Raw genomic sequence first — 21,486 nt, 5'->3', positions numbered from 1 at the left:
TGATCGGCAGTGCTGCGCGCATCCTGCACGGAGCGTTTGACCTCGGCAATGATCGGCTGCAGTTTGTCCAGAAAACGGTTAAACCAACCGGCTAACTGGCCAAGCTCGTCTTTTTTGTCGTACGTCAGGCGGCGCGTCAGGTCACCTTCGCCACTGGCGATATCCTCCAGCATGTGAGCCACGCCCAGGATAGGGCGCGTCACGCTGCGCGCCATGAACCAGATAAGCACCAGGCCGACGATCGCCGCCAGCAGGCCCAGGCTCAGCTCAATCAATGTGCCGGCGTTATTGCGCTCATCCAGCTCGGCCTGCAAGGTTTCAGCCGGGCCTACCAGCACTTTTTCAGGCACGTCCAGCAAAACCCCCCAAGGTTGGCTCCCGGGGATGGGAAAGAACGGCGTGAGTACTTTCAGACGCCCCTGATTGCGCAGGCTTTGGGCTTGACCGCCCGTGGTCATCATTTGCAGCAGTTGTGCGCCATTTTCACGATCTACGGCATCCAGGCGCTGACTGAGCTTACTGGCGTCGGCACTGTAACCGGCGAGCAAGCCGACCGAGCTGATAATGCCTACGTTGGTCTGGCCGCCATAGAGTTTCTGGCTGGCGTCCTGGCTGAGGGCTTGCAGGCTGTTGAGATTTATATCCACGGACAGCGATGCAATCACTTTGCCGTTAACCATGAGGGGAAATACGATGCTGGTCAGCAGCACGTTCTGCCCGTCTATTTCATAAAAGTAGGGCTCAATGATGCACGGCTTCAGGGTCTTGCGCGGGCAAGTGAACCAGGCGTTATTGGCCTGTCCGCTCGGACCGGTGCTGGTATCAGCCATGTCACTTTCAGGAAGCGCCATCGACGTCAGCTTGCCCGGCGTCGGTTGCGACCAATACAGGGCAAAACGGCCTTTGTCGTTACTGCCCAGCTCTTTTTGATGATCAAACAGCTGGTCTTTGCCATCCAGCGCGTTCGCTTCAAACACAAGAGACAAACCGAGCAAGTCCGGGTTGGCCTGCAAGGCGGCTTTTACCTGACGGGTCAGGTCTTCGCGCAGATCAAACGCATCCAGAAAACGTTTTTCCGATTGCTCGCGCAGAAAGAGCACCTGACGGGCGAAGCCATTCCCATATTGATACGCATCCATGAACTGGCGACTGATGGCCAGTGCCTGAGCTTCGCCCTGTGATTCGATACGGGCTTGGGCGGACTCATTGAGCATCTGGGTGCTGGAGGCTTTCACCAGCTCCGAATTGTGCTCCATGCGATAAAGGGACAATCCCACCAGCAACGTCACAATCGCCAATAAACAAAGTCCGGAAAGCAGGGTGATTTTCCATTGAATGGAAAGCTGTCTGATCGACATGGAGACATCCTAAAAAGAGGCTTTGTCTGTTAGCGGCCGATTGACACATTTCTTTACCGTTGAAACCTGAAATCAGGCTTTTTAAAATTTGATTTGGCCCTGTATTTACTAGGGTTAAAGCCGGATGCGGCGTGTTTAATGGCAAGGCAAGGCACGCGCTTTGACAAGGCGGCAATGCTGCTGCAAAGTGTGCGCCCTCAAATAAATCCTCCTTTCCAAATCCGGCGACTGGAACAGCAGTCTTTTGCCCGGAATCATCCGCATGACGGTATTTTCACGTTGTGTGAGCCATGAGGTTGTAATGATAAATGCAGTTGTTGCCGCGGTCGGCATCATGTTGGTGCTCAGTCTGTCCCGTGTGCATGTGGTCATCGCCCTGATCGTCGGTGCTGTCGTCGGCGGCCTGGTGGGCGGGTTGGGTGTCGAAGAAACCCTTAATGCGTTCAACAGCGGGCTGGGCGGTGGAGCGCAGGTCGCACTGTCATATGCAATGCTCGGTGCCTTCGCTGTAGCCATCGCCAAATCAGGCCTGGCACATGCCTTGGCCGATAAAGCCCTGACCTTGGTTAACAAACAACAGACTGCAGGCGGGAACCGGGTCAAGTGGTTATTGATCGTCCTGTTGTTGGTGGTGGCCATTTCGTCGCAGAACATTTTGCCGATCCACATTGCGTTTATCCCTTTGCTGGTGCCTCCGCTGCTGTACGTCTTGACCAAACTGCGAATCGACCGTCGCCTGATTGCCTGTGTCATGACATTTGGCCTGATCACGCCGTACATGTTCCTGCCTGTGGGCTTTGGCAACATTTTCCTCAACCAGATCTTGCTCGCCAACGTCAGCAAAGGGGGCGTGGACATCAGCCAGGTCAATGTCACCCATGCCATGGCCATTCCGGCGTTGGGCATGCTGTTCGGTTTGCTGGTTGCCGTGTTTATCAGCTACCGCAAAAAGCGTGAGTACGACCTGTCGAAAATCGAGCAGGTCGAGCAAACTGCCATTCGCTATAACCCGCGCACCCTGCTGGTCGCCGGTGTGGCCATCGCGGCGGCCTTCATTGTTCAGCTGTGGCTGGGTTCGATGATCATTGGCGCACTGGTCGGTTTTCTGATTTTTTCTGCCTCGGGCATCGTGCGCTGGCGTGAGACCGACGACCTGTTTACCGAAGGCATGAAAATGATGGCCATGATCGGCTTCATCATGATCGCAGCCTCGGGGTTTGCCGAAGTGATGAAGGCCACCGGCGAAGTGAAATCCCTGGTTGAGGCGTCCGCGGGCTGGATCAATCACAGTAAAGGCGTCGGAGCATTGCTGATGCTACTGGTCGGCTTGCTGGTGACCATGGGGATTGGCTCCTCGTTTTCGACCGTGCCCATCCTGGCAGCCATTTTCGTTCCGCTCTGCGTTCAACTGGGTTTCAGTCCAATGGCCATCGTTTGCATCGTGGGCACTGCCGGTGCGTTAGGCGATGCCGGGTCCCCGGCTTCAGATTCAACCCTCGGTCCGACCTCCGGTCTGAACGTTGACGGCCAGCATCACCATATTTGGGACACCGTGGTGCCCACTTTCCTGCATTACAACTTGCCACTGCTGGCGTTCGGCTGGGTTGCGGCAATGACGCTGTAAGCGGCGGGCTGACCATTTATGAATAAACACCTGTGTGCGGTCTTAACTTTGTAGGATTCAGGCCGTTAACGCAGTAAGTCGTTTCTTAAAAAGAGTAAAAGCCATGCGCCTGAGCCTGAAGGCAAAAGTGTTGTCCCTCGCAGTGTTGCCGGTCTTGTTGTTTGCCCTGGTCATGAGTCTGACGACTGTCTGGATTTTGCAAAATCAGGCCAACCAGGAAGTGGAGGAAACTCGTCAACGCCTGCTCAATGACGCCAAGTCCACCCTGAAAAGCTACGTTGAAGTGGCGATGACCGCGATCAAGCCTCTCTACGATGCCGCGCAACCGGGGGATGAGGTTGCGCGGGCGCAGGTGATCAAGTTGCTCTCCAACATCACTTACGGCAATGACGGCTACTTTTTCGGCTATGACTCGCAAACCGTGCGCCTGTTCAAAGGCAATAGCCCGGAAGGCGTCGGCAAAAACTTTCAGGACAACCGCGATCCGAATGGCGTGTACACCAACCGCGAGTTGGTACGCGTGGCCAAGGATGGCAGCCATTATGCTCAATACAGCTCCTCATTGCCGGGCAACGAACACGTGCTGGTACCCAAGCTGGGCTATACCGAGTACTTGCCCAAATGGGACATGGTGATCGGTACCGTCGTTAACCTCGATGGCATCGAAGCACAGGTGGCGGAGGTCGAAGCCGGTGTCAAAGAGCGCATGCAGGGCATGATCCTCAGCATAGTGGCCATTACCTTTGTCGTTCTCCTGGTCATCGCAGTGATTGGCATGTTGGTAGCCAATACCATCCTGCGCCCCTTGCACCTGATGAAAGCCAACCTGGACGATATTGCCGCGGGCGAGGGTGACTTGACCCACCGTTTGGCGATCACCAGTCAGGACGAACTTGGCGACCTGGCCCGTTCGTTCAACCGCTTCGTGGATAAAATCCACGCGATGGTTCGTCAGATCACGGACATGACATTCCAATTGACGACGCTGGTCGGGCAAGTATCTGATCAGGCTCATCGTTCTGAGCAGGCCATGGAGCGTCAGCGTCACGAGACGGATCAAGTGGCCACTGCCATCAATGAAATGTCCTCGGCCGCACAAGAGGTGGCCCGCAGTGCTCAGGGCGCTTCGGTCGCGGCGCAGAAAACCGATGAAGAAGGCCAGGTGGCCAAGCGTGTGGTCGACGGCAGCATTCAGCAGATCCATGCGTTGGTCAGCGACATCCGCAGCAGCGGGTCTTCGTTGGACAGTTTGCAGCAGGACGTGACCTCTATTGTCAGCGTACTGGGTGTGATTCGCTCCATTGCTGACCAGACCAACTTGCTGGCCTTGAACGCTGCCATTGAAGCGGCGCGAGCGGGTGAAGCGGGTCGGGGCTTTGCGGTCGTCGCCGATGAGGTGCGAGCGCTGGCCAGCCGTACACAGCAAAGCACGCAAGAGATTCAAGGCATGATCGACCGCCTGCAACAGGGCACCGATGAGGCAGTCCAGGCCATGCGTCGGTCCAGCGAAGCGGGTGTCGGCACTTCCGAGCAGGCCAATCAGGCGGGTGAATCACTGGACGCCATGGCGCAACTGATTGGCACCATCAACTCGATGAACGCACAAATTGCCAGTGCAGCAGAAGAGCAGACGGCGGTGGCCGAAGAGATCAACCGCAGTGTTCACCAGATTGCTGTCGCCGTGGATAACGTGGCAGACGAAACCCAGCAGGGCGCGCAAACGACTCGCAGCCTGGCGCAGTTGGGGCAGCGGCTCGGAGACCTGGTTGGTCAGTTTCGTATTTGATTGGCCGATGCTGGCGAAGGTGACGAGCTTTTTGTTCCCTTCGCCAGCGGTTTGAGGTTCAGGGTAATTCGATGCGGCCAGTCTCGCCCGGTACGGTGGGCCATTGCCCGGCAGCCCATCGAGCCCTGGCCCGCTCAATCAGCGCCTGATCGCTGGCGACGAAATTCCAGTTCATTCGACGTGGCCCGTCCAGGGTTGCGCCGCCGAGAATCACAACGTGACAGGGACTGTCAGCGCAGAGCGTCACATCCTCTCCTGCCGACAACACGTTGAGTGTGCGAACCTCCAGCGGCTCGCCATCGGCTTTCGCATCGCCTTCCAGCACATACACCGCACGCTCTTCATGCTCAGCCGGGATCACCAACGTGGTCGCAGTCTGCATCTGTACGTCGGCGTAGAGAGTGGGAGAAAGCACGGGTACCGGGGATGTCAAGCAAAACCCTGAACCTGCAATCAGGCAAATTCTTACACCCAAGGTGTCGCTGACGGGCAGGCTGTCAGCCGGGTGATAGCTATAGTAGCCAGGCCCTTGTTCATGCTCTGTGGGAGACGCAAGCCACACTTGCAGGCCATGAATATCAGAGCCGGCAGAAAGAAAAGGCTCAGGGGTTCGTTCAATGTGAGCAATGGCTGCCCCTGAGGTCATCCAACTGACATCGCCCGGTCCGACGTGTTGATCGGAGCCCAAGCTGTCCTTGTGCTGCAAATGACCTTCATACAAATAGGTAAGGGTCGACAGACCGATATGAGGATGTTGTCGGATATTCATCCCATGGCCTGGCAGATAGCGGGCCTGCAGGATGTGATCAAAAAAGACAAAAGGGCCGACACTGCGGCACTTGGAAGAAGGAAGCGGACGCAGAATAGGTTGGCCTTCCACTTCTTCAGCGCGGGGGCGAATCACGATACGTGCAGACATGAGCCTGCTCCGGCAATCAAGGAGCGTTGAGCATACCCCAACGCTCCGCGGTAGCGCGTTCCGTTTACTGGCTGAAGGCGCCTTCAGACAGGTGCGTTTCGATCTCAATCTCAGCGGATGTCATGAGTTTGTGTACCGGGCATTTGTCCGCGACTGCGCGCAGTTCCTGGCGCTGTGCGTCCGTTAATACGCCCTTGAGCGTTAACTTGACGATCAGTGTGTAATGGCCTTTTTGTTCCTGCTCGGCATCGTGCTTGATCTCGACCGTGACGCCTGTCAGCGGGATGTCTTTCTTTTGCGCATACATCTTCAGTGTCAGCGCTTTGCAGGCAGCCAATGAAGCATCGAAGTAGTCGTGAGGTGACGGCGCGCTTCCTTCGCCGCCCGCGCTTTTGGGCACGTCGGTAAACAGTTCGTAGTCGTCGATCTTGATGCTGTGACGAAAACCATCGTGCGACACAGTATTAACGGTAACAGTCATGGCAAACCTCAGCTTGGCAGTGATTAAAGGTTCTGATCTTTATAGAGCATCTGGGGGATTGTGCGTTCCATTTAAAACCGTGGCATGAACCCCGGAGGTTCTGATCGGGTCTACTCGTATCACTACATGAGGATGACGCATTGAGATTCACATCAGTGTTTTTGGCTTTGGGGGTGTTGGCGGTCTGTGCCACGGTGCAGGCACGCGAATATGCTTACAGCGACGCGCATTTGCATTACGTGGATTTTTTCCAGGAAACCGCCGGTATGCCTGAGTTGCTGCAAGCAATGGAGAAAAATCGCATCCAACACGTGATGATTTCAGGCATTCCAGTGGCCAAAAAGTGGCATGAAGACGAACCCAAGCGCCCTCGTTACTACGCGGGTGACGACGCTGACGCCTATTGGTACAGCGCAACCGATGTGTGGGTGGCGCAAGCGGTCAAGCAGCTTAGCGCTGAGCAGCGTCGGCATTTTCATCCGTTTCTGTCGGGGTTTAATCCGAACGACAAGAACTCCGCCGCGCACATTCAGCGCATGCTCGACCTCAATCCGGGGCTGTGGCAAGGCATTGGCGAGGTCTTCACCCGTCACGACGATCTGACGGCACTTATTTCCGGGGATACGCCACGAGCCAACAATGAGGCGATGATGCGTATTTACACCTTGGCGGCCGAGCATGACCTGCCGGTGCTGGTGCATTCGAATATCACGTCAAAGCGTGAAAAAAATCCGTTATACCTGGCAGAAATCGAAGAGCCGTTGGGTCAACACCCTGACACGCGCTTTATTTGGGCGCACGCCGGTACCAGCGCCGAGATTCATCGGCATCAAACACAGATGGAGTTTTTATTACCGACGCTGACCCGTTTGCTGGCCACTTATCCCAATCTTTATATCGACCTGTCCTGGAGTATGCTCACGCCTTATCTGCTGGATGAGCAAGGCAAGCCGAGGGCTGAGTGGGTGGCACTCGTTAAGCGCTTCCCAGAACGCTTTATGCTGGGGTCAGATGTGGTAGGGCGGTTCGACAAGTTGGGGCAGGAAATGCACAGCTTTGATCCCTTTTTAAACGCGCTGCCAGTGGAGGTAGCTCATAAGGTTGCCAAAGAAAACTTTTTAGCCATCTTGCCCAAGAATAGAAGTTGATTCTCTCTCAGTGACTCCAGCAGCGCGACACTGTTTAAATAGGCGTGATAAGCACGCCTAAATATGCGCGTCAGTTCATCTACAGATGTTGGCGCGCACTTGCTGATAGGCGTAACAGTACAGTCTTAATCCTGACAGTCGCCGGCCAATGGACTTCCTTTCATCACGTAATGACCCTCAAGGTTGGCCAGGTTCTCCAGCGCGGGCTCGTAGTGTTTAGACGTGGACAGTAACTGGAAATCGACCTCTCTTTTTTCAGTGTGTGTAGCGTTTTTAGGGGCTGACCACGTGAGTTCGATGACCCCTGTAAGTTCGTCGTGGGTGTAGGCGGTCCAGGGCTTGTTGAAAACGAGTGTTCCTTTCCCGACTTTAAAAGAAACGCTCCAGTGGCTGACATTCTTATCAGGCAAATCAAGGCTGATCCTGTGGCTGTAGACGCGCTTGCCACTTAAGTTATCTTCCCAACTGGCGAGCAGTTCTTGTTTCAAGTTCATTTTGACTCTGGGGTCAAAAGGCGCTCTTACCCGCAATGGGGTCGAGACACCCCGTACGCCTTCCGGGCTGTAATACGTGAAGGTACCGACCTCGACGACACTACCGTCAGTGGGTAAATGACCGCAAGTTACATAGACAAGAATCTCGGATTTCCAGTGCTCTGAGTTGAAAGAGGGTACGTAGAACCAGTGCCCGTCGCGACCATTAGGGTGCGCTTGATAACCATATTGAGCGTTGTACATAAAGATGCCGTTAACGTTACTGTTACTGCTAGGGGTCATGATGGCTTCAAGTTTTGCCCCGTAGCGCTCCTTTTCGCCTGTTGTTTCCAGAAGAATAACAAGTTTGTTTTTTACCCCGCTCATCGCCAGGGGTAACGCCTTCTGTTTCATATTAAGCATGATGGATTTCATCGCTCTTCCTTGTGCGCGTAAGTATTAAGGTGTGTTTTGGTTGTTTAAATAAACGTAGTCGACAAGTGGCGAGTTGTATCAAAGGGGGTGTTTTTAAATGTTTCGATATGCCGTGAACGCTGTTTTTACTTCTTGTAAATGGCGCGTCATTACGGTGTTGGAGGTTGTTAATAATCAACGGGGTATGAGGGCATTAAGCGTGGGTAAATAATTTAAAGGGACAGGAATACCCGGTTGCGTAAGAGCGTTTCTGAACGTAAGTGGCACCCACAAAAAAGCCCTGACAGGTCAGGGCTTTTTTATGAGGCAAGAGGTTGGCTTATTTGCCCGCCCAACGCTTGAGAACCAGCGTGGCATTGGTGCCGCCGAAACCGAAGCTGTTGCTCATCACCGTGTCGATTTTTGCATCTTCACGGGTTTTGGTCAGGATCGGCATGTCGGCGACCGCCGGGTCCAGTTCTTCAATGTTGGCCGAGCCAGCAATGAAGTTGCCTTCCATCATCAGCATGCAATAGATCGCTTCGTGAACGCCTGCGGCGCCCAGGGAGTGACCCGACAGGCTCTTGGTGGAGCTGATGGCGGGCGCATTTTCACCGAACACTTCACGCACACCTTTCATCTCGGCAATGTCGCCGACCGGGGTCGAGGTGCCGTGGGTGTTGATGTAGTCGATTGGGGCGTCAACGGTAGACATTGCCATCTGCATGCAACGAATGGCGCCTTCACCGCTTGGGGCAACCATGTCGTAACCGTCGGATGTTGCACCGTAACCGACGATCTCGGCGTAGATTTTGGCGCCGCGGGCCAGAGCGTGCTCCAGCTCCTCAACCACCACCATGCCGCCACCACCGGCAATGACGAAACCGTCACGCTTGGCATCGTAGGCACGGGAGGCTTTTTCCGGTGTGTCGTTGTATTGGCTGGAGAGGGCGCCCATGGCGTCGAACAGGAACGATTGGCTCCAGTGCTCTTCTTCACCGCCGCCGGCGAATACGATGTCCTGCTTGCCCATCTGAATCTGTTCCATGGCGGTACCGATGCAGTGAGCACTGGTGGCGCAGGCAGAAGCGATGGAGTAGTTCAGGCCCTTGATCTTGAACGGTGTGGCCAGGCAAGCCGAAACGGTGCTGCTCATGGTCCGCGTTACACGGTATGGGCCAACACGTTTAACGCCTTTTTCGCGCAGGATGTCCAGCGCTTCCATCTGGTTCAGGGTCGACGCGCCGCCCGAACCGGCAATCAGGCCGGTACGCGGGTTGGAGACTTGCTCCTCGGTCAGGCCCGAATCAGTGATGGCGTCTTTCATGGCCAAGTAAGCGTAAGCAGCTGCGTGGCCGACGAAACGATAAATCTTGCGATCGATCAATTCTTCGAGGTTCAGGTCAATGGAGCCGGAAACCTGGCTACGCAGACCCATTTCGGCATATTCCGGGTTGAATCGGATGCCAGGGCGACTTGCACGCAGGTTAGCGGAGACGGTCTCTTTGTCATTGCCCAGGCACGAAACGATGCCCAGACCAGTGATAACGACGCGGCGCATGCGGATAACCCTTAGAAGTTGTCAGTTGAAGTGAAAACGCCGACGCGAAGGCCTTCGGCGGTGTAGATTTCGCGACCGTCAACGGCCACCGAACCATCGGCAATGGCCAGGTTCAGCTTGCCCTTGAGGACGCGCTTGATATGGATGTTGTAAGTGACTTTCTGTGCGGTCGGCAGGACCTGGCCGAAGAACTTCACTTCGCCTGAACCCAAGGCACGACCGCGGCCCGGCAGACCTTGCCAGCCGAGGTAGAAACCCACCAGCTGCCACATGGCGTCGAGGCCCAGGCAACCTGGCATCACCGGGTCACCTTCAAAGTGACAGGCGAAGAACCACAGGTCAGGGGTGATATCCAGCTCGGCGACCAATTCACCTTTGCCGTACTTGCCACCCTCTTCACTGATATGGGTGATGCGATCCACCATCAGCATGTTAGGGGCGGGCAGTTGCGCGTTACCTGGGCCGAACAGTTCGCCGCGGCTACAGCGCAGCAGATCTTCCCGAGTAAAGGCGTTTTGTTTGGTCATGCGAGCTCCTCAATAATCCCATGCGGCAAGGTGGGGCAAAACTTCCCGACCAACTGAAACATACCCGTCTCAGTTCGCCAGCCTACACATAGACTATTGCGTAGTAGTGAAAGTCACAGCGCCAAGGGCACAAATGTACACTTGTTCACTGAAATTGTAATTCAGGCCGGTCAAGGGCCCCAATCGGGTGCCTAAGACTGCCGCACTTTTAGGTTTTACGCCAGTCGCAGGTAGGCTAATAGCCATAAGTTACTGGACCCAGCGCCGCAGTATTTGCTCCAGATCAGTGCGTTTGAACGGCTTGGCCAAGTAATCGTTCATTCCGGCTTGCAGGCACGCCTCGCGGTCGCCCTGCAAGGCGTTGGCGGTCAGCGCAATGATGGGCACGTCCGTGCAACCCGACAATTGGCGGATCTGCCGGGTCGCCTCATAACCGTCAATGATCGGCAGCCTGCAATCCATCAGGATGGCTGTAAACGCCTCGGTGTTGGCCCGGTGGATGGCCTGTGCGCCGTCACTGACCATGCTCACTTCATACCCCAGGCTGCTGAGCATGGCGTCGATAACGGTCTGATTGACCGGGTTATCTTCCACCAGCAGAATCTTGCGTCCTTTGATGCACGCGTTGTCCGCAGCCATCGCCGGCCTTGGGTTAATGGCAATGCTCTGGTGCAGTTCAAGGGGGATTTCCAGAGTGAAGACCGAGCCTTGAGCTTCTTCGCTTTGCGCAAGCAAGCGACCGCCCATGCGTTCAGCCAGGGTGCGGGCGATGGGCAAGCCAAGCCCGGTGCCACCGTAACGTCGTGAAATCGAACTGTCGGCCTGCTGGAAGGCTTTGAACATCGACTCCAGCTTATCTGCGCTGATCCCGATCCCGCTGTCGCGTACCGTGCAAGTGAACCAGATCAGCTCATGGTCCAGCGGTTGCCAGGTTGGCTCGATACTGACTTGACCCTGCTCGGTGAACTTCAGTGCGTTGCCGATCAGGTTGACCAGTATCTGACGAATCCGCGTAGGGTCGCCCAAAACCTGTAAATCCTGCAGGCCCTGGGCCATGCTCAAGTTCAGTTTCAGACCACGCTGTACGGCACTGTGCTGAAACGCCTGCGCGCAATTGCCCACCAGCTCGGCAAGATTGAACGGAATCTGCTCCAGCTCCAGGGTGGAACGCTCGATTCTGGAGAAATCGAGGATGTCGTTGATGACCTTGAGCAAGTGTTCCGTGGACTCCGAGGCCAGTGCGGCGTACTCAGCCTGTTCGTCCGTCATGTGGGTGGTTTCAAGCAATTGAAGCATCCCCAGAACACCGTTCATCGGCGTGCGCAACTCATGACTCATCATGGCCAGAAAGTCGGTTTTTGCGCTGTTGGCACGCTCTGCTTCCTCGCGGGTCTGGATCAACTGAGCGATCGCGGTCTGTTGTTCGCGGCTGGCTTGGGCCAGGCCGTGCGCCAGGTTGTTAATGTGGCGGGCCAGGCTGCCCAGTTCACCATCGTCAACCACCGGTAAAGGCGTGTTGAAGTGCCCCTGTTGAATCGCCTTCACCGCATCGCTCATGTCGCTGATCGGCTGGGACAGGTTGGACGCCAGGCGCCGCGCCAGCAAGTAGGTAAAGCCCAATGCAAACAGCGCAAGGATCATGGCTTTCAACAGGATGTCCTGCTGGCGCTCATTGAAGGCATCACTGGACATGCCCACCAGCACCCGCCCCAGGTAATCCTCGGTGGCAGGCGTCATGGGATCGTTGTCGGGTCTTCCTGAAATGCTTTGAACCCGCACGGGCGCCTCAAACACCTCTACATCCCGGGTGCGACCCTTATCGGCCAAAGGCTGCTGCGCATGCACCAGCACCTGGTTGGCGCGGTCCTGAACCTGCACGAATTGCACGTGAGGGGTGTTCAACGAGGCTTGCATCAGGGTTTCGAGCACGTGCGTGTTGCCGGAAATCACCCCGAATTCCGTGGCTGGGGCCAGTTGGTTAGCAATCAACTGGCCTGTGTGGTTGAGCTCTTGACGCAGATCCTGCAGGCGCACAAAGGTAAAAAAGCTGATGAGCATCAGGGTCAACAGCAAAGCAGGGCCCAGGCTCATCATTTGGGTACGGGCGTGAATATCCCAGCGGCGTCGGTCAGCCATGAGTGAGAGGTTCCGTGAGCCAGCGCCAGGGTGCCGAGATCAGCCGTGACGTGCAGTCAGTCATGCAGGTGCGCAGCCAGGCTGCCTCGAGTGTGGATGATGGGCGGCATGTTAACCGAGCTGAATCAGTTTTCCAGTCAAAACCATGCATTTTCTGAGGGAACAGCCGCACAAGGGCGCTGCGTGAGGGGGGCTGGCCCCAGCGGATGTGCTCCGTATAATGCCGCCATTGCCACGGCTAGATGGATGACAGGATTGCTATGACTGAACAGCGCGCGATTGCGGTCTTGGGAGGCGGGAGCTTTGGCACCGCGGTGGCCAACCTGCTGGCAGAAAACGGTCACCCGGTGCGTCAATGGATGCGCGACCCGGTGCAAGCCGAGGCGATTCGACTTAACCGTGAAAACCCTCGTTACCTTAAAGGCATCAAGATTCATCCAGGCGTTGATCCGGTCACGGACTTGCAAGCCACCCTTGAGACGTGTGATTTATGTTTCGTCGCTTTGCCTTCCAGCGCATTGCGGACCGTGCTATCAGCGCATGCCGAGCGCTTGAGCGGCAAAATGCTCGTCAGCCTGACCAAAGGCATTGAAGCCCACAGCTTCAAACTGATGAGCGAAATTCTTGAAGAGATCGCCCCGCAAGCGCGGATTGGCGTGTTGTCTGGGCCTAATCTGGCGCGTGAAGTCGCAGAACATGCGCTGACGGCCACGGTCGTTGCCAGTGCTGATGAAGCCCTGTGCACGCAGGTTCAAGCGGTTTTGCATGGCCGCACATTTCGTGTGTATGCCAGTGCCGACCGCTTCGGCGTCGAGCTGGGCGGGGCGCTTAAAAACGTCTATGCAATCATTGCCGGCATGGCGGTTGCGCTGGGCATGGGCGAAAACACTAAAAGTATGTTGATTACCCGTGCTTTGGCTGAAATGACGCGATTTGCTGTCAGTCAAGGTGCCAACCCGATGACCTTCCTGGGATTGGCCGGGGTAGGCGATTTGATCGTGACCTGTTCTTCCCCCAAGAGCCGTAACTATCAGGTGGGGTTCGCCCTAGGTGAAGGTCTGAGCCTGGAAGAGGCCGTCTCGCGTCTTGGCGAAGTGGCTGAAGGCGTCAATACCCTCAAGGTGCTCAAGGCCAAGGCGCAGGAACTGAATGTTTACATGCCGCTGGTGGCCGGTTTGCACGCGATCCTCTTTGAAGGGCGTACGCTCAATCAGGTGATTGAAGTGCTGATGCGGGGCGAGCCCAAGACTGACGTCGATTTTATTTCCACCAGTGGTTTCAACTGAACCCGACAGGAGCAACCCATGAATGACAACCCGAATGCCCCCCAGTACGAATCCCTAGTGTTGCGCGTGCTGTGGATGCTGGTTTTTCTGCTGGTCTGGCAAATCGCCCAGTTGCTGCTCGGCGGTCTGGTGCTGGTGCAGCTGATTTACCGGCTGGTGTACGGCGCGCCCAACGGCGGCCTGATGAATGTCGGCGACAGTTTGAGCCTGTACCTGGCACAAATCGGTCGCTTCGGTAGTTTTCACACCGAGCAAAAACCCTGGCCTTTTGCTGACTGGCCCGCTCCCCGTGCCCCAGAAGGTGAGGCGCCCTATGCCGAGCCTGCGGCGCAGACCAAACAGCCATGAAGTTATGGATATTGCGCCATGGAGAAGCCGAGCCGCATGCCCGTCGCGATGCCGATCGTAATCTCACCGAGCATGGGCGGCAGCAAGTGCTCCGTAGCGCTGCGCACTTGATGGGGCAACCGCTTGATTGCATCTTGGTGAGCCCGTATGTCCGGGCTCAGCAGACGGCCGCCCTTGTGCGCGATGCACTGGGGTTCGGCTCTGCCCTGAAAACCGTACCGTGGCTGACCCCGGAGAGTGATCCCCTGTTTGCCGTCAAGCAACTTCCGGACAGCGGCAATGTGCTGTTGGTCAGCCATCAACCGTTCGTGGGTGAACTGATCAGTCTGTTGCAGCATGGTCATTGCCGGCAGCCTCAACCCATGCAAACCGCCAGCCTGGCAGAACTCGAAGGTGAGTGGCCACTGGCCGGCAGCCTGCGCTTGCTGCGGGTGTGGCACCCTTAAACGCGAAAAACTGCGCCTGGAGGGGATTTTCGGGTGCCTTTGCTCGTTGCCCGGCGCTGCCTGCGAAGGCATGCATGGTTGTGCCGTCGGTGTGTTTTGTGGCAAGACGATAGCCGACTCACCCACCAAGGACTGAACAATGAGCATGTGGACATCCCTGCCAGATCTGGCGTACCTCAATGCAATGCGCAAAAACACCATTTGTGAGGTGCTGGACATCACCTTTGATGCGTTTGATGACAACTCCATCACCGCGAGCATGGTGGTTGACCACCGCACCCATCAGCCATTCGGGCTGTTACACGGCGGTGCATCGGTGGTGCTGGCGGAAACCCTCGGGTCGATGGCCAGCTATATGTGCATCGATCAGAAGCAATTTTATTGCGTAGGTATTGAGGTCAATGCCAACCACCTGCGCGGAGTACGCAGCGGGCGCGTGAGCGCCGTAGCACGGCCTGTGCACAGGGGCCGTACCACCCATGTCTGGGACATCCGCTTGACCGATGACACGGGCAAACTCACCTGCATTTCGCGTCTGACCATCGCCGTTGTGCCGCTCGGCGAAACACCGCCCGCGCGTTGAGCATTTAAAGGGCAATGGCCGTAGTGGCGTCCTTCATGGCGCATACGGTCATTGCGGCAAGTAAAATTCCTACAGACAATAAGGCGAATTCCCATATGTGGATGCCTTCATATGTCCCGGCAGATTTTTTTCGCCCATGCCAACGGCTTCCCTTCGGGCACCTATGCAAAGCTGTTTGCCGCACTTGCGCCCGATTACCACGTGGCGCATTTGCCTCAGCACGGGCATGACCCGCGTTTCCCGGTCGACAACAACTGGCGCAACCTGGTCGACGAACTCATTTACCACCTGCAGCAGCAGGACGGCCCGGTGCTGGGCGTTGGCCACTCACTGGGCGGGATGTTGCACCTGCATGCGGCCATCCGGTGTCCCCAGCTCTACAAAGGCGTGGTCATGCTCGATTCTCCTGTCCTGACGCGCACCGACCAGTGGGTGATTCGTGCTGCTAAACGCTTCGGCCTGATTGATCGACTGACCCCGGCCGGGCGCACGTTGGGCCGTCGTGAAGAGTTTGCCGATCGCGAAGCGGCGCGCGAGTACTTCGCCGGAAAATCACTGTTTCGCAGCTTCGATCCTGACTGTTTCGACGCGTATCTGGAGCATGGATTGCGTGCGATGGATGACCGTTTTCGCCTGAGTTTCGACCCGGCCACGGAAATCAATATCTACCGCAGCGTGCCCCACACCAGTCCCGGTCTGGTCAAGCAATTGCAGGTGCCATTGACCGTGGTGCGTGGACGTGACAGCCGCGTCGTGATGCGCCACCATGCCAATGCCGTGGCCCGCTTGCCGTTCGGTGAAGCGTTGAGCGTGCCGGGTGGGCATATGTTTCCACTGGAACAGCCGGACGATACCGCCCGCCTGCTCAGGGCGATTTTTACCCGTTGGGAATCGCGTGATTCCGGCGTTGAAGAGTGAACCGTATGCCCCCCGTGGTGGAAGAAATTCGTCTGAGCCTGCCCCATATCGAACTGGCAGCCCATGTGTTTGGGCCCGAAGACGGTATTCCCGTGATCGCGCTGCACGGCTGGCTGGATAACGCCAACAGTTTTGCGCGGCTGGCGCCCAAGCTGCACGGGTTACGCATTGTGGCGCTGGATCTGGCAGGTCACGGCCACTCTGCGCACAGGCCGCCGGGCGCCAGTTACTCCTTGTGGGAGTATGCATTTGATGTATTGAGCGTGGCCGAACAACTGGGCTGGGAGCGTTTTGCGCTGCTGGGCCACTCTTTGGGGGCTATCATTTCGGTGGTGGTGGCCGGTTCGTGCCCGGAGCGTGTCACGCATCTGGCGCTCATTGATGGCGTGATGCCGCACACCGGCACTCAGCACGACACGGCTGAGCGCATGGGGCAGGCGCTACATGCCCAGCTTCAGTTGAACCACAAACGCAAGTCCGTGCACACAACCCTCGAGCGCGGCGTCGAAGCGCGCATGAAAGGCATGGTCGCGGTCAGCCGCGAAGCTGCCGAGTTATTGGCTCAACGCGGGCTGATGCCGGTGCCGGGCGGATACAGCTGGCGCAGCGACAGCCGCCTGACACTCCCTTCGCCCCTGCGCCTGACGGACGAGCAAGCTATGTCCTTCGTCCGGCGCGTCAATTGTCCGGCCACCCTGATCGTGGCCGAAGCCGGCATGCTTGCTACCCATCCCGAGCGGCTGGATAGACTACCCTTCAGCCTGGAACGGTTACCCGGTGGCCATCATTTACATGTCAATGACGAAGCCGGGGCAATCCTTGTTGCAGACTGTTTCAATAGGTTCTTCGCTGCTCCTTGACTTGCGGCGGCCAACTGCCGAGGCTTGGCGGGTTGAAATGGGAGACAACCATGATAGATCTCTACACCGCTGCGACCCTGAAAGGCCATCCGGTCTCTATCGTGAGCAGGCTGAGTCACCCGTCACCTGCGGGTGACGCGTGCCGATGAAATTGACCAATCGTTTGATCGGCGTACTGGGTTTGAGTTGCCTGAGCCCGTTGTTGTGGGCAGCCGATGTGCCAGGCAGCCAGGACTTGCAGGACGTGCCCCGGCTGGCTGACGCACACATTGTCGATTACACCGTTAAGCCGGATGCCGAGCGCATCTACCCGATGGGACCGATTCGTAAAATAAGCGGGCGCCTGCGCTTCGACGGGCAAGTGGATGCACGGGGCGAGACCACCGCAATAACCTATGAGCTGCCGGCCGGCCATTCGGCCACCGAAGCCTTCACGGCGGCGCGCGAGGCGCTGCAAGCCAAGGATGCCGAATTATTGTTCTGGTGCCAGGCGCGTGACTGCGGCGAAAGCAGCCTCTGGGCCAATGAGGTGTTAGGCAACGCCAAGCTGGTGGGCTCCGATGAACAACAATCCTACCTGTTGCTCCGAATGGCAGCCCCTGAACGCAATCGATTGGTGGCGCTGTATGCCATCAACCGCGGCAGTCGCAAAGGGTATCTGCATGTAGAACAACTGGTGGCCACGACCGATCTCGGGACCTTGTTGCCCACGCCTGCTACGTTGCAGCGTCAACTGAAAACCACCTATGCGCTGGATTTCCCGACCCTGACACAAGCGCCCGACGCGCCCTGGCTTGAGCTCATTAGCCGTGCTTTAAAACTTGATACCACCGCACGCCTCAGCTTGAGCGGCGTCAATGCAGCTGCCTGGCGAGAGGCCCTGATCAAGAGCGGCGTGCGCGCCTCGCGTCTTGAACTGAGCGACAACCCGGCGCCGGGGCTGCATATCGAGCTGCTGCGCTAAGCGCTACCCACGACGGCTACACTTGGCGTAGCCGTCGTCTTTTTTGTTTTCGAATTTCTGTGGAATACACATGCTCAATAACGATCGCCTGCTGGTGCAAATCCTGCTGCTGGTGTTGTTCGGTGCCAGTTTGTGGGTCATGGCACCTTTCTGGTCGGCTCTGTTCTGGGGCGCCGTACTGGCTTTTGCCAGTTGGCCGCTGATGCGCTTACTGACCCGCTGGCTCAATGGGCGCGAATCGCTGGCAGCTGGCATTTTGACCTTGGGGTGGATGTTGCTGGTGGCCGGGCCGCTGGTGTGGCTGGGCTTTAATCTGGCCGATCACGTGCGCGACGCCACCACCTTCGTGAAGGATGTGCAATTAGAAGGGTTGCCCGAGGCCCCGACCTGGCTGGCAGGCATTCCGCTGGTCGGAGAGCGGCTGGTGGGCATCTGGGACACCATCGACGAGCAGGGCGCGGCGATGATCATCGCGGTGAAGCCGTATTTGGGGCAGGTGGGTAACTGGTTGCTGGCCCGCAGTGCGCAGATCGGCGGCGGGATTCTGGAGCTGACCCTGAGTATTGTCTTTGTGTTCTTTTTCTATCGGGACGGCCCGCGGCTGGCGACCTTTGTGCACCGTTTGCTTGAACGCCTGATCGGTGAGCGCGCGTCTTACTACCAAGAGTTGGTGGCGGGCACCATTCAGCGAGTGGTCAACGGGGTGATCGGCACGGCGGCCGCTCAAGCGTTACTGGCACTCATCGGCTTTCTGATTGCGGGCGTGCCCGGCGCGCTGGTGCTGTGCCTTGCAACGTTCCTGCTCAGCCTGATCCCGATGGGGCCGCCGCTGATCTGGATTCCGGCCACGGCGTGGCTGGCCTGGAAAGGCGATTACGGGATGGCGATTTTCCTGGGCATATGGGGCACGCTGATCATCAGCGGTGTGGACAACGTGCTCAAGCCCTACCTCATCAGCAGGGGCGGCAACTTGCCCTTGGTGATCGTGCTGCTTGGCGTGTTCGGCGGCTTGATGGCGTTCGGGTTTATCGGTTTGTTCATCGGCCCGACCTTGCTGGCGCTGGCCTATAGCCTGCTGGTGGACTGGAGCGCCAGCCAGCAAAACAAAACCCAGGGCTAACCCGCGCACGCAAGGACCAGCGGCGTGAGGCTGCGTAGCATCGCAGCCTCACGCGTCGGTCAGACGCTCTTGACGATCTTTCCTTCCACTTCGTCCTTCATGCGCAGCAACTCATCGCCAGCGCGCTCGATGTCTGAGCGCACGCTGTGCAGTTGCTGGCGGCTCTTCTCAAGCAGACGCTTGGTTGAGCTGTGGCCGGTAATACCGCGTTTGAGCGCCATGGCACCGATGCCCACCTGGATCAGGCCGATAAACCCGCCCCGGCGAATGCCCTTGCCGAGCATCACCACGCCGCCCGCCAAAGAGCCCACACGCTCCCAGCCTTCAACGTTTTGGTAAGGCACGTCCGGGTATGCGGGGGATTCAATGCGCTCTACAGGATTTCTGTTGCTCATGCTCTGTCTCCAAGGGTTGGTGGATACAGAGCTGACTGTCAGCGCAGGCGGGTTGTTCCCCTGGAAGGCGCCTGAGGGTCAGAATTTAGGCCCGGATCGGGTGTTGTTACCCTTGGCCAAACGGTCGTAAAGCACCACGTTGACGGTGGCGGCGAGGTTCATGCAGCCGTTGGTCGGGATGTAAATCACATCCTCGCACCAGTCCAGAATCTCTTTGTCCAGCGAGCCGTCTTCAGGCCCGAAGACATACAGTGCGCGATCCGGATGGGTGTACTCGGGCAAGGACCGAGCGCCCTCTACCAACTCCACTGCCACGGGAATGCAGCCCAGCGGCAGGATCTTTTTCAGGTCATCAATGCCGATCAGCGGAATGTCCTGATGCACCTTTTTGGTGTCGGTCACGAAGTCCCGGGCGCGCTCATAGCGTTTGCCGGTGTAGAACACGGACGCCACGTTATAGCAACCAGCCGCACGCATCACCGAGCCGACGTTTTCCGGTGATTTGGGGTTATACAAACCAATGCAGCTGTACCGTTTGTTCGCCACGTGCCCGAGCCCTTCAGAAAAAAGACGCGAGTATACGCCTGTTCACGCTGATCCGGCGCCGCAGTCCAGGCCGCGGCGTCGGCAGCGCGCGACTAGTCGTCTTTTTTCATCAACCCGGCCAAAGCAGCGAACGGGTTGTGGGTGGCTTTGGCCACTTTCGGACTGCTGGTCGAGCTGTCCGAAAAGTATTGCTGGTCGGTGTAACGCGAATGTTCGTTGTCATGGCAATACAGGCACAACAGTTCCCAGTTGGAACCGTCTTGCGGGTTGTTGTCGTGGTTATGATCGCGGTGATGGACCGTCAGCTCGCTCAGGCGTTTGCCCGAGAACTCACGGGCGCAGCGGCCGCAGACATGCGGGTACATTTTCAGCGCTTTGTCGCGGTAGCCCATTTCACGGTCACGCTGGGCATCGGCCAGGATGCGATCCAGCTTTGCGGTATGGGAGGGAGGGTTGGCCGAGCTCATGGGTTCACCTTTGAAGACGAATGACGGTCAGGTCGTTAAGTTTAGCTGTTGATCAGCCTTTGATTTTTTCAGCAATCCAGATGGTATGCCGCGTGCCTTTGTTGCCGTGGGCGAAGACTTGCACTTCCTCGGCCTTGAAACCGGCCTTGCGCAGTTTGTCGGAAAACTGTTTGTCCGCGCTGGCAGACCAGACGGCCAGCACGCCTTTGGGGCGCAAGGCGTTGGCACAGGCACTCAAGCCTCCGGCCGAGTACAACCAGCTGTTGGCTTTTTGAGTCAGGCCTTCGGGGCCGTTGTCGACATCCAGCATGATGGCGTCAAACCCTTTGGGTTCGGCTTGCAGCACCTTGGCCACGTCTTCCAGGCGGATCACCGTGCGCGGGTCCTGCAACGGGTTGCCGGCCTTTTCGCCTAACGGGCCGCGATTCCATTCAACAACCCCCGGCACCAGTTCGGCCACGACCACTTCGGCGGTTTTGCCCAAATGCTTGAGGGCCGACGCCAGGGTGAACCCCATGCCCAAACCACCGATCAACACACGCGACTGGGCACGTCCGGCGACCTTGCGGCAGGGGATTTCAGCCAGTGCATCTTCCGAACCGTGCATGCGGGTGTTCATCAATTGGCCGCCGTCGCCACCCTGGATCTTGATCACGAAGTCCTCGCCATACTCAAACAGGCACAGGGCGCCGCCGTTATCGGGGATCGGAGTGGTGTCGAGCAGAACAAAACGTTTCATGGGTATCTCATAGAAGAGGACAAAAACCGCAGGTTACGAGTAGCCTGAGGGCAGACAAGCCGGTCTGGCAACGGAGTGACTGATGAAACGCACTATTCTAACGGCCATTGCAGGGGCGGTGCTCTCGATAAGTGCAGCGCAAGCGGGGGCATTGAGCCCTGTGCCCGTGATGCCTGCAACCCCCGAACCCGGTTCGCCCGGTACAGCCACGCCCACGCCTTATCCGCAGATGACGCCGCGGCCGGTGCCCAAGCCCGTGGCAGGCAGCGGCAGCCTGCTCCCGCTGCCCCCCATCGACTTGCCCCAGCCGCCGCCCAAAGACCAACCCTTGCCGGGGCTCGACCGCAAAGACCTGAAGATCAAGCCTGCTGCTGATTGAGCCGGGCA

General features: G+C 57.5%; 22 protein-coding genes and 2 pseudogenes. 13 read left to right on the top strand and 11 right to left on the bottom strand.

The window, feature by feature from the left end:
* Positions 1–68 precede the first annotated feature (68 nt).
* A pseudogene (locus IF654_RS23320) lies at positions 69–1,139 on the bottom strand (methyl-accepting chemotaxis protein); the annotation flags it as partial.
* A 523-nt stretch (positions 1,140–1,662) separates the two neighbouring features.
* Here IF654_RS23320 and IF654_RS15270 point away from each other — a divergent pair.
* The 3 genes and pseudogenes from IF654_RS15270 to IF654_RS23310 all read left to right on the top strand — a co-directional run bounded on the left by IF654_RS15270 (position 1,663) and on the right by IF654_RS23310 (position 4,768).
* Positions 1,663–2,982, top strand: a complete 1,320-nt coding sequence (locus tag IF654_RS15270) for a Na+/H+ antiporter family protein (RefSeq protein ID WP_162493713.1) — start codon at positions 1,663–1,665, stop codon at positions 2,980–2,982.
* Positions 2,983–3,085: 103 nt separating this feature from the next.
* Positions 3,086–3,910 (top strand): annotated as a pseudogene (locus IF654_RS23315) (cache domain-containing protein); the annotation flags it as partial.
* Positions 3,911–3,925: 15 nt separating this feature from the next.
* A complete protein-coding gene (locus tag IF654_RS23310; RefSeq protein ID WP_371264259.1) occupies positions 3,926–4,768 on the top strand; it encodes a methyl-accepting chemotaxis protein in 843 nt (280 codons plus the stop codon).
* Positions 4,769–4,826: 58 nt separating this feature from the next.
* On the opposite strand, the gene IF654_RS15260 is transcribed toward IF654_RS23310, so the two are convergent.
* Positions 4,827–5,687, bottom strand: coding sequence for a pirin family protein (locus IF654_RS15260; RefSeq protein WP_194862265.1), 861 nt, complete (start codon positions 5,685–5,687; stop codon positions 4,827–4,829).
* 64 nt (positions 5,688–5,751) lie between these two features.
* Positions 5,752–6,168: an OsmC family protein gene (locus IF654_RS15255; protein WP_047276128.1), complete on the bottom strand. Its 417-nt coding sequence runs from the start codon at positions 6,166–6,168 to the stop codon at positions 5,752–5,754.
* A gap of 140 nt (positions 6,169–6,308) precedes the next feature.
* On the opposite strand from IF654_RS15255, the gene IF654_RS15250 reads away from it, so the two are divergent.
* The gene (locus IF654_RS15250) at positions 6,309–7,316 is read left to right on the top strand and encodes an amidohydrolase family protein (RefSeq protein ID WP_047282813.1); all 1,008 of its coding nucleotides are present in this window, start codon (positions 6,309–6,311) and stop codon (positions 7,314–7,316) included.
* Positions 7,317–7,441: 125 nt separating this feature from the next.
* Here IF654_RS15250 and IF654_RS15245 read toward each other — a convergent pair whose 3' ends face one another.
* From IF654_RS15245 to IF654_RS15230, 4 genes are all read right to left on the bottom strand, one after another.
* The gene (locus tag IF654_RS15245; RefSeq protein ID WP_047280914.1) at positions 7,442–8,224 is read right to left on the bottom strand and encodes a hypothetical protein; all 783 of its coding nucleotides are present in this window, start codon (positions 8,222–8,224) and stop codon (positions 7,442–7,444) included.
* 319 nt (positions 8,225–8,543) lie between these two features.
* Positions 8,544–9,764 (bottom strand): beta-ketoacyl-ACP synthase I, encoded by a 1,221-nt coding sequence (gene fabB, locus IF654_RS15240; RefSeq protein ID WP_047276123.1) that lies wholly within the window; start codon positions 9,762–9,764, stop codon positions 8,544–8,546.
* 11 nt (positions 9,765–9,775) lie between these two features.
* The gene (gene fabA / locus IF654_RS15235) at positions 9,776–10,291 is read right to left on the bottom strand and encodes a 3-hydroxyacyl-[acyl-carrier-protein] dehydratase FabA (protein ID WP_047276121.1); all 516 of its coding nucleotides are present in this window, start codon (positions 10,289–10,291) and stop codon (positions 9,776–9,778) included.
* Positions 10,292–10,540: 249 nt separating this feature from the next.
* Positions 10,541–12,427: a response regulator gene (locus IF654_RS15230; protein ID WP_194862266.1), complete on the bottom strand. Its 1,887-nt coding sequence runs from the start codon at positions 12,425–12,427 to the stop codon at positions 10,541–10,543.
* A 260-nt stretch (positions 12,428–12,687) separates the two neighbouring features.
* On the opposite strand from IF654_RS15230, the gene IF654_RS15225 reads away from it, so the two are divergent.
* From IF654_RS15225 to IF654_RS15190, 8 genes are all read left to right on the top strand, one after another.
* Complete coding sequence (locus tag IF654_RS15225; protein ID WP_194862267.1) at positions 12,688–13,713, top strand: NAD(P)H-dependent glycerol-3-phosphate dehydrogenase; 1,026 nt, start codon at positions 12,688–12,690, stop codon at positions 13,711–13,713.
* 18 nt (positions 13,714–13,731) lie between these two features.
* Positions 13,732–14,061 (top strand): DUF4389 domain-containing protein, encoded by a 330-nt coding sequence (locus IF654_RS15220; RefSeq protein WP_047276115.1) that lies wholly within the window; start codon positions 13,732–13,734, stop codon positions 14,059–14,061.
* On the top strand, positions 14,058–14,507 hold the full coding sequence (sixA, locus tag IF654_RS15215; RefSeq protein ID WP_047276113.1) for a phosphohistidine phosphatase SixA: 450 nt from the start codon (positions 14,058–14,060) through the stop codon (positions 14,505–14,507). Before IF654_RS15220 ends, sixA begins: the two co-directional genes overlap by 4 nt.
* Before the next feature lie 139 nt (positions 14,508–14,646).
* Positions 14,647–15,090, top strand: coding sequence for a hotdog fold thioesterase (locus tag IF654_RS15210; RefSeq protein ID WP_047276111.1), 444 nt, complete (start codon positions 14,647–14,649; stop codon positions 15,088–15,090).
* A 111-nt stretch (positions 15,091–15,201) separates the two neighbouring features.
* Entirely contained in the window at positions 15,202–16,008 is an 807-nt protein-coding gene (locus IF654_RS15205; protein ID WP_194862268.1) for an alpha/beta fold hydrolase, read from the top strand.
* A gap of 5 nt (positions 16,009–16,013) precedes the next feature.
* Positions 16,014–16,868, top strand: coding sequence for an alpha/beta hydrolase (locus IF654_RS15200; RefSeq protein WP_047282810.1), 855 nt, complete (start codon positions 16,014–16,016; stop codon positions 16,866–16,868).
* A 145-nt stretch (positions 16,869–17,013) separates the two neighbouring features.
* Entirely contained in the window at positions 17,014–17,832 is an 819-nt protein-coding gene (locus IF654_RS15195) for a DUF4892 domain-containing protein (RefSeq protein ID WP_194862269.1), read from the top strand.
* A gap of 70 nt (positions 17,833–17,902) precedes the next feature.
* On the top strand, positions 17,903–18,952 hold the full coding sequence (locus IF654_RS15190; RefSeq protein ID WP_047276058.1) for an AI-2E family transporter: 1,050 nt from the start codon (positions 17,903–17,905) through the stop codon (positions 18,950–18,952).
* Between the two features lie 59 nt (positions 18,953–19,011).
* Here IF654_RS15190 and IF654_RS15185 read toward each other — a convergent pair whose 3' ends face one another.
* From IF654_RS15185 to IF654_RS15170, 4 genes are all read right to left on the bottom strand, one after another.
* A complete protein-coding gene (locus IF654_RS15185; RefSeq protein WP_047276060.1) occupies positions 19,012–19,347 on the bottom strand; it encodes a DUF2892 domain-containing protein in 336 nt (111 codons plus the stop codon).
* 78 nt (positions 19,348–19,425) lie between these two features.
* Complete coding sequence (locus IF654_RS15180; RefSeq protein ID WP_047276062.1) at positions 19,426–19,893, bottom strand: RNA methyltransferase; 468 nt, start codon at positions 19,891–19,893, stop codon at positions 19,426–19,428.
* Between the two features lie 92 nt (positions 19,894–19,985).
* On the bottom strand, positions 19,986–20,360 hold the full coding sequence (locus IF654_RS15175; protein WP_047276064.1) for a YajD family HNH nuclease: 375 nt from the start codon (positions 20,358–20,360) through the stop codon (positions 19,986–19,988).
* Between the two features lie 52 nt (positions 20,361–20,412).
* Positions 20,413–21,099 carry a spermidine synthase gene (locus IF654_RS15170; RefSeq protein ID WP_047276066.1) on the bottom strand — a complete coding sequence of 229 codons (687 nt, stop codon included), beginning with the start codon at positions 21,097–21,099 and terminating at the stop codon, positions 20,413–20,415.
* A gap of 82 nt (positions 21,100–21,181) precedes the next feature.
* On the opposite strand from IF654_RS15170, the gene IF654_RS15165 reads away from it, so the two are divergent.
* Positions 21,182–21,478 (top strand): hypothetical protein, encoded by a 297-nt coding sequence (locus IF654_RS15165; RefSeq protein ID WP_047276068.1) that lies wholly within the window; start codon positions 21,182–21,184, stop codon positions 21,476–21,478.
* Positions 21,479–21,486 lie beyond the last annotated feature (8 nt).

Origin of the sequence: Pseudomonas lundensis (genome assembly GCF_015377145.2) — a bacterium.
In the GTDB taxonomy this organism is placed as follows: domain Bacteria; phylum Pseudomonadota; class Gammaproteobacteria; order Pseudomonadales; family Pseudomonadaceae; genus Aquipseudomonas; species Aquipseudomonas lundensis.
This window is presented reverse-complemented; position numbering and strand designations above follow the sequence as displayed.

Coding starts and splice junctions, on each gene's coding strand:
- IF654_RS23310 (WP_371264259.1), top strand. CDS start 3,926: ATGGTTCGTCAGATCACGGACATGACATTCCAATTGACGACGCTGGTC.
- IF654_RS15260 (WP_194862265.1), bottom strand. CDS start 5,687: ATGTCTGCACGTATCGTGATTCGCCCCCGCGCTGAAGAAGTGGAAGGC.
- IF654_RS15255 (WP_047276128.1), bottom strand. CDS start 6,168: ATGACTGTTACCGTTAATACTGTGTCGCACGATGGTTTTCGTCACAGC.
- IF654_RS15245 (WP_047280914.1), bottom strand. CDS start 8,224: ATGAAATCCATCATGCTTAATATGAAACAGAAGGCGTTACCCCTGGCG.
- fabB (WP_047276123.1), bottom strand. CDS start 9,764: ATGCGCCGCGTCGTTATCACTGGTCTGGGCATCGTTTCGTGCCTGGGC.
- fabA (WP_047276121.1), bottom strand. CDS start 10,291: ATGACCAAACAAAACGCCTTTACTCGGGAAGATCTGCTGCGCTGTAGC.
- IF654_RS15230 (WP_194862266.1), bottom strand. CDS start 12,427: ATGGCTGACCGACGCCGCTGGGATATTCACGCCCGTACCCAAATGATG.
- IF654_RS15225 (WP_194862267.1), top strand. CDS start 12,688: ATGACTGAACAGCGCGCGATTGCGGTCTTGGGAGGCGGGAGCTTTGGC.
- IF654_RS15220 (WP_047276115.1), top strand. CDS start 13,732: ATGAATGACAACCCGAATGCCCCCCAGTACGAATCCCTAGTGTTGCGC.
- sixA (WP_047276113.1), top strand. CDS start 14,058: ATGAAGTTATGGATATTGCGCCATGGAGAAGCCGAGCCGCATGCCCGT.
- IF654_RS15210 (WP_047276111.1), top strand. CDS start 14,647: ATGAGCATGTGGACATCCCTGCCAGATCTGGCGTACCTCAATGCAATG.
- IF654_RS15205 (WP_194862268.1), top strand. CDS start 15,202: ATGTCCCGGCAGATTTTTTTCGCCCATGCCAACGGCTTCCCTTCGGGC.
- IF654_RS15200 (WP_047282810.1), top strand. CDS start 16,014: ATGCCCCCCGTGGTGGAAGAAATTCGTCTGAGCCTGCCCCATATCGAA.
- IF654_RS15195 (WP_194862269.1), top strand. CDS start 17,014: ATGAAATTGACCAATCGTTTGATCGGCGTACTGGGTTTGAGTTGCCTG.
- IF654_RS15190 (WP_047276058.1), top strand. CDS start 17,903: ATGCTCAATAACGATCGCCTGCTGGTGCAAATCCTGCTGCTGGTGTTG.
- IF654_RS15185 (WP_047276060.1), bottom strand. CDS start 19,347: ATGAGCAACAGAAATCCTGTAGAGCGCATTGAATCCCCCGCATACCCG.
- IF654_RS15175 (WP_047276064.1), bottom strand. CDS start 20,360: ATGAGCTCGGCCAACCCTCCCTCCCATACCGCAAAGCTGGATCGCATC.
- IF654_RS15170 (WP_047276066.1), bottom strand. CDS start 21,099: ATGAAACGTTTTGTTCTGCTCGACACCACTCCGATCCCCGATAACGGC.
- IF654_RS15165 (WP_047276068.1), top strand. CDS start 21,182: ATGAAACGCACTATTCTAACGGCCATTGCAGGGGCGGTGCTCTCGATA.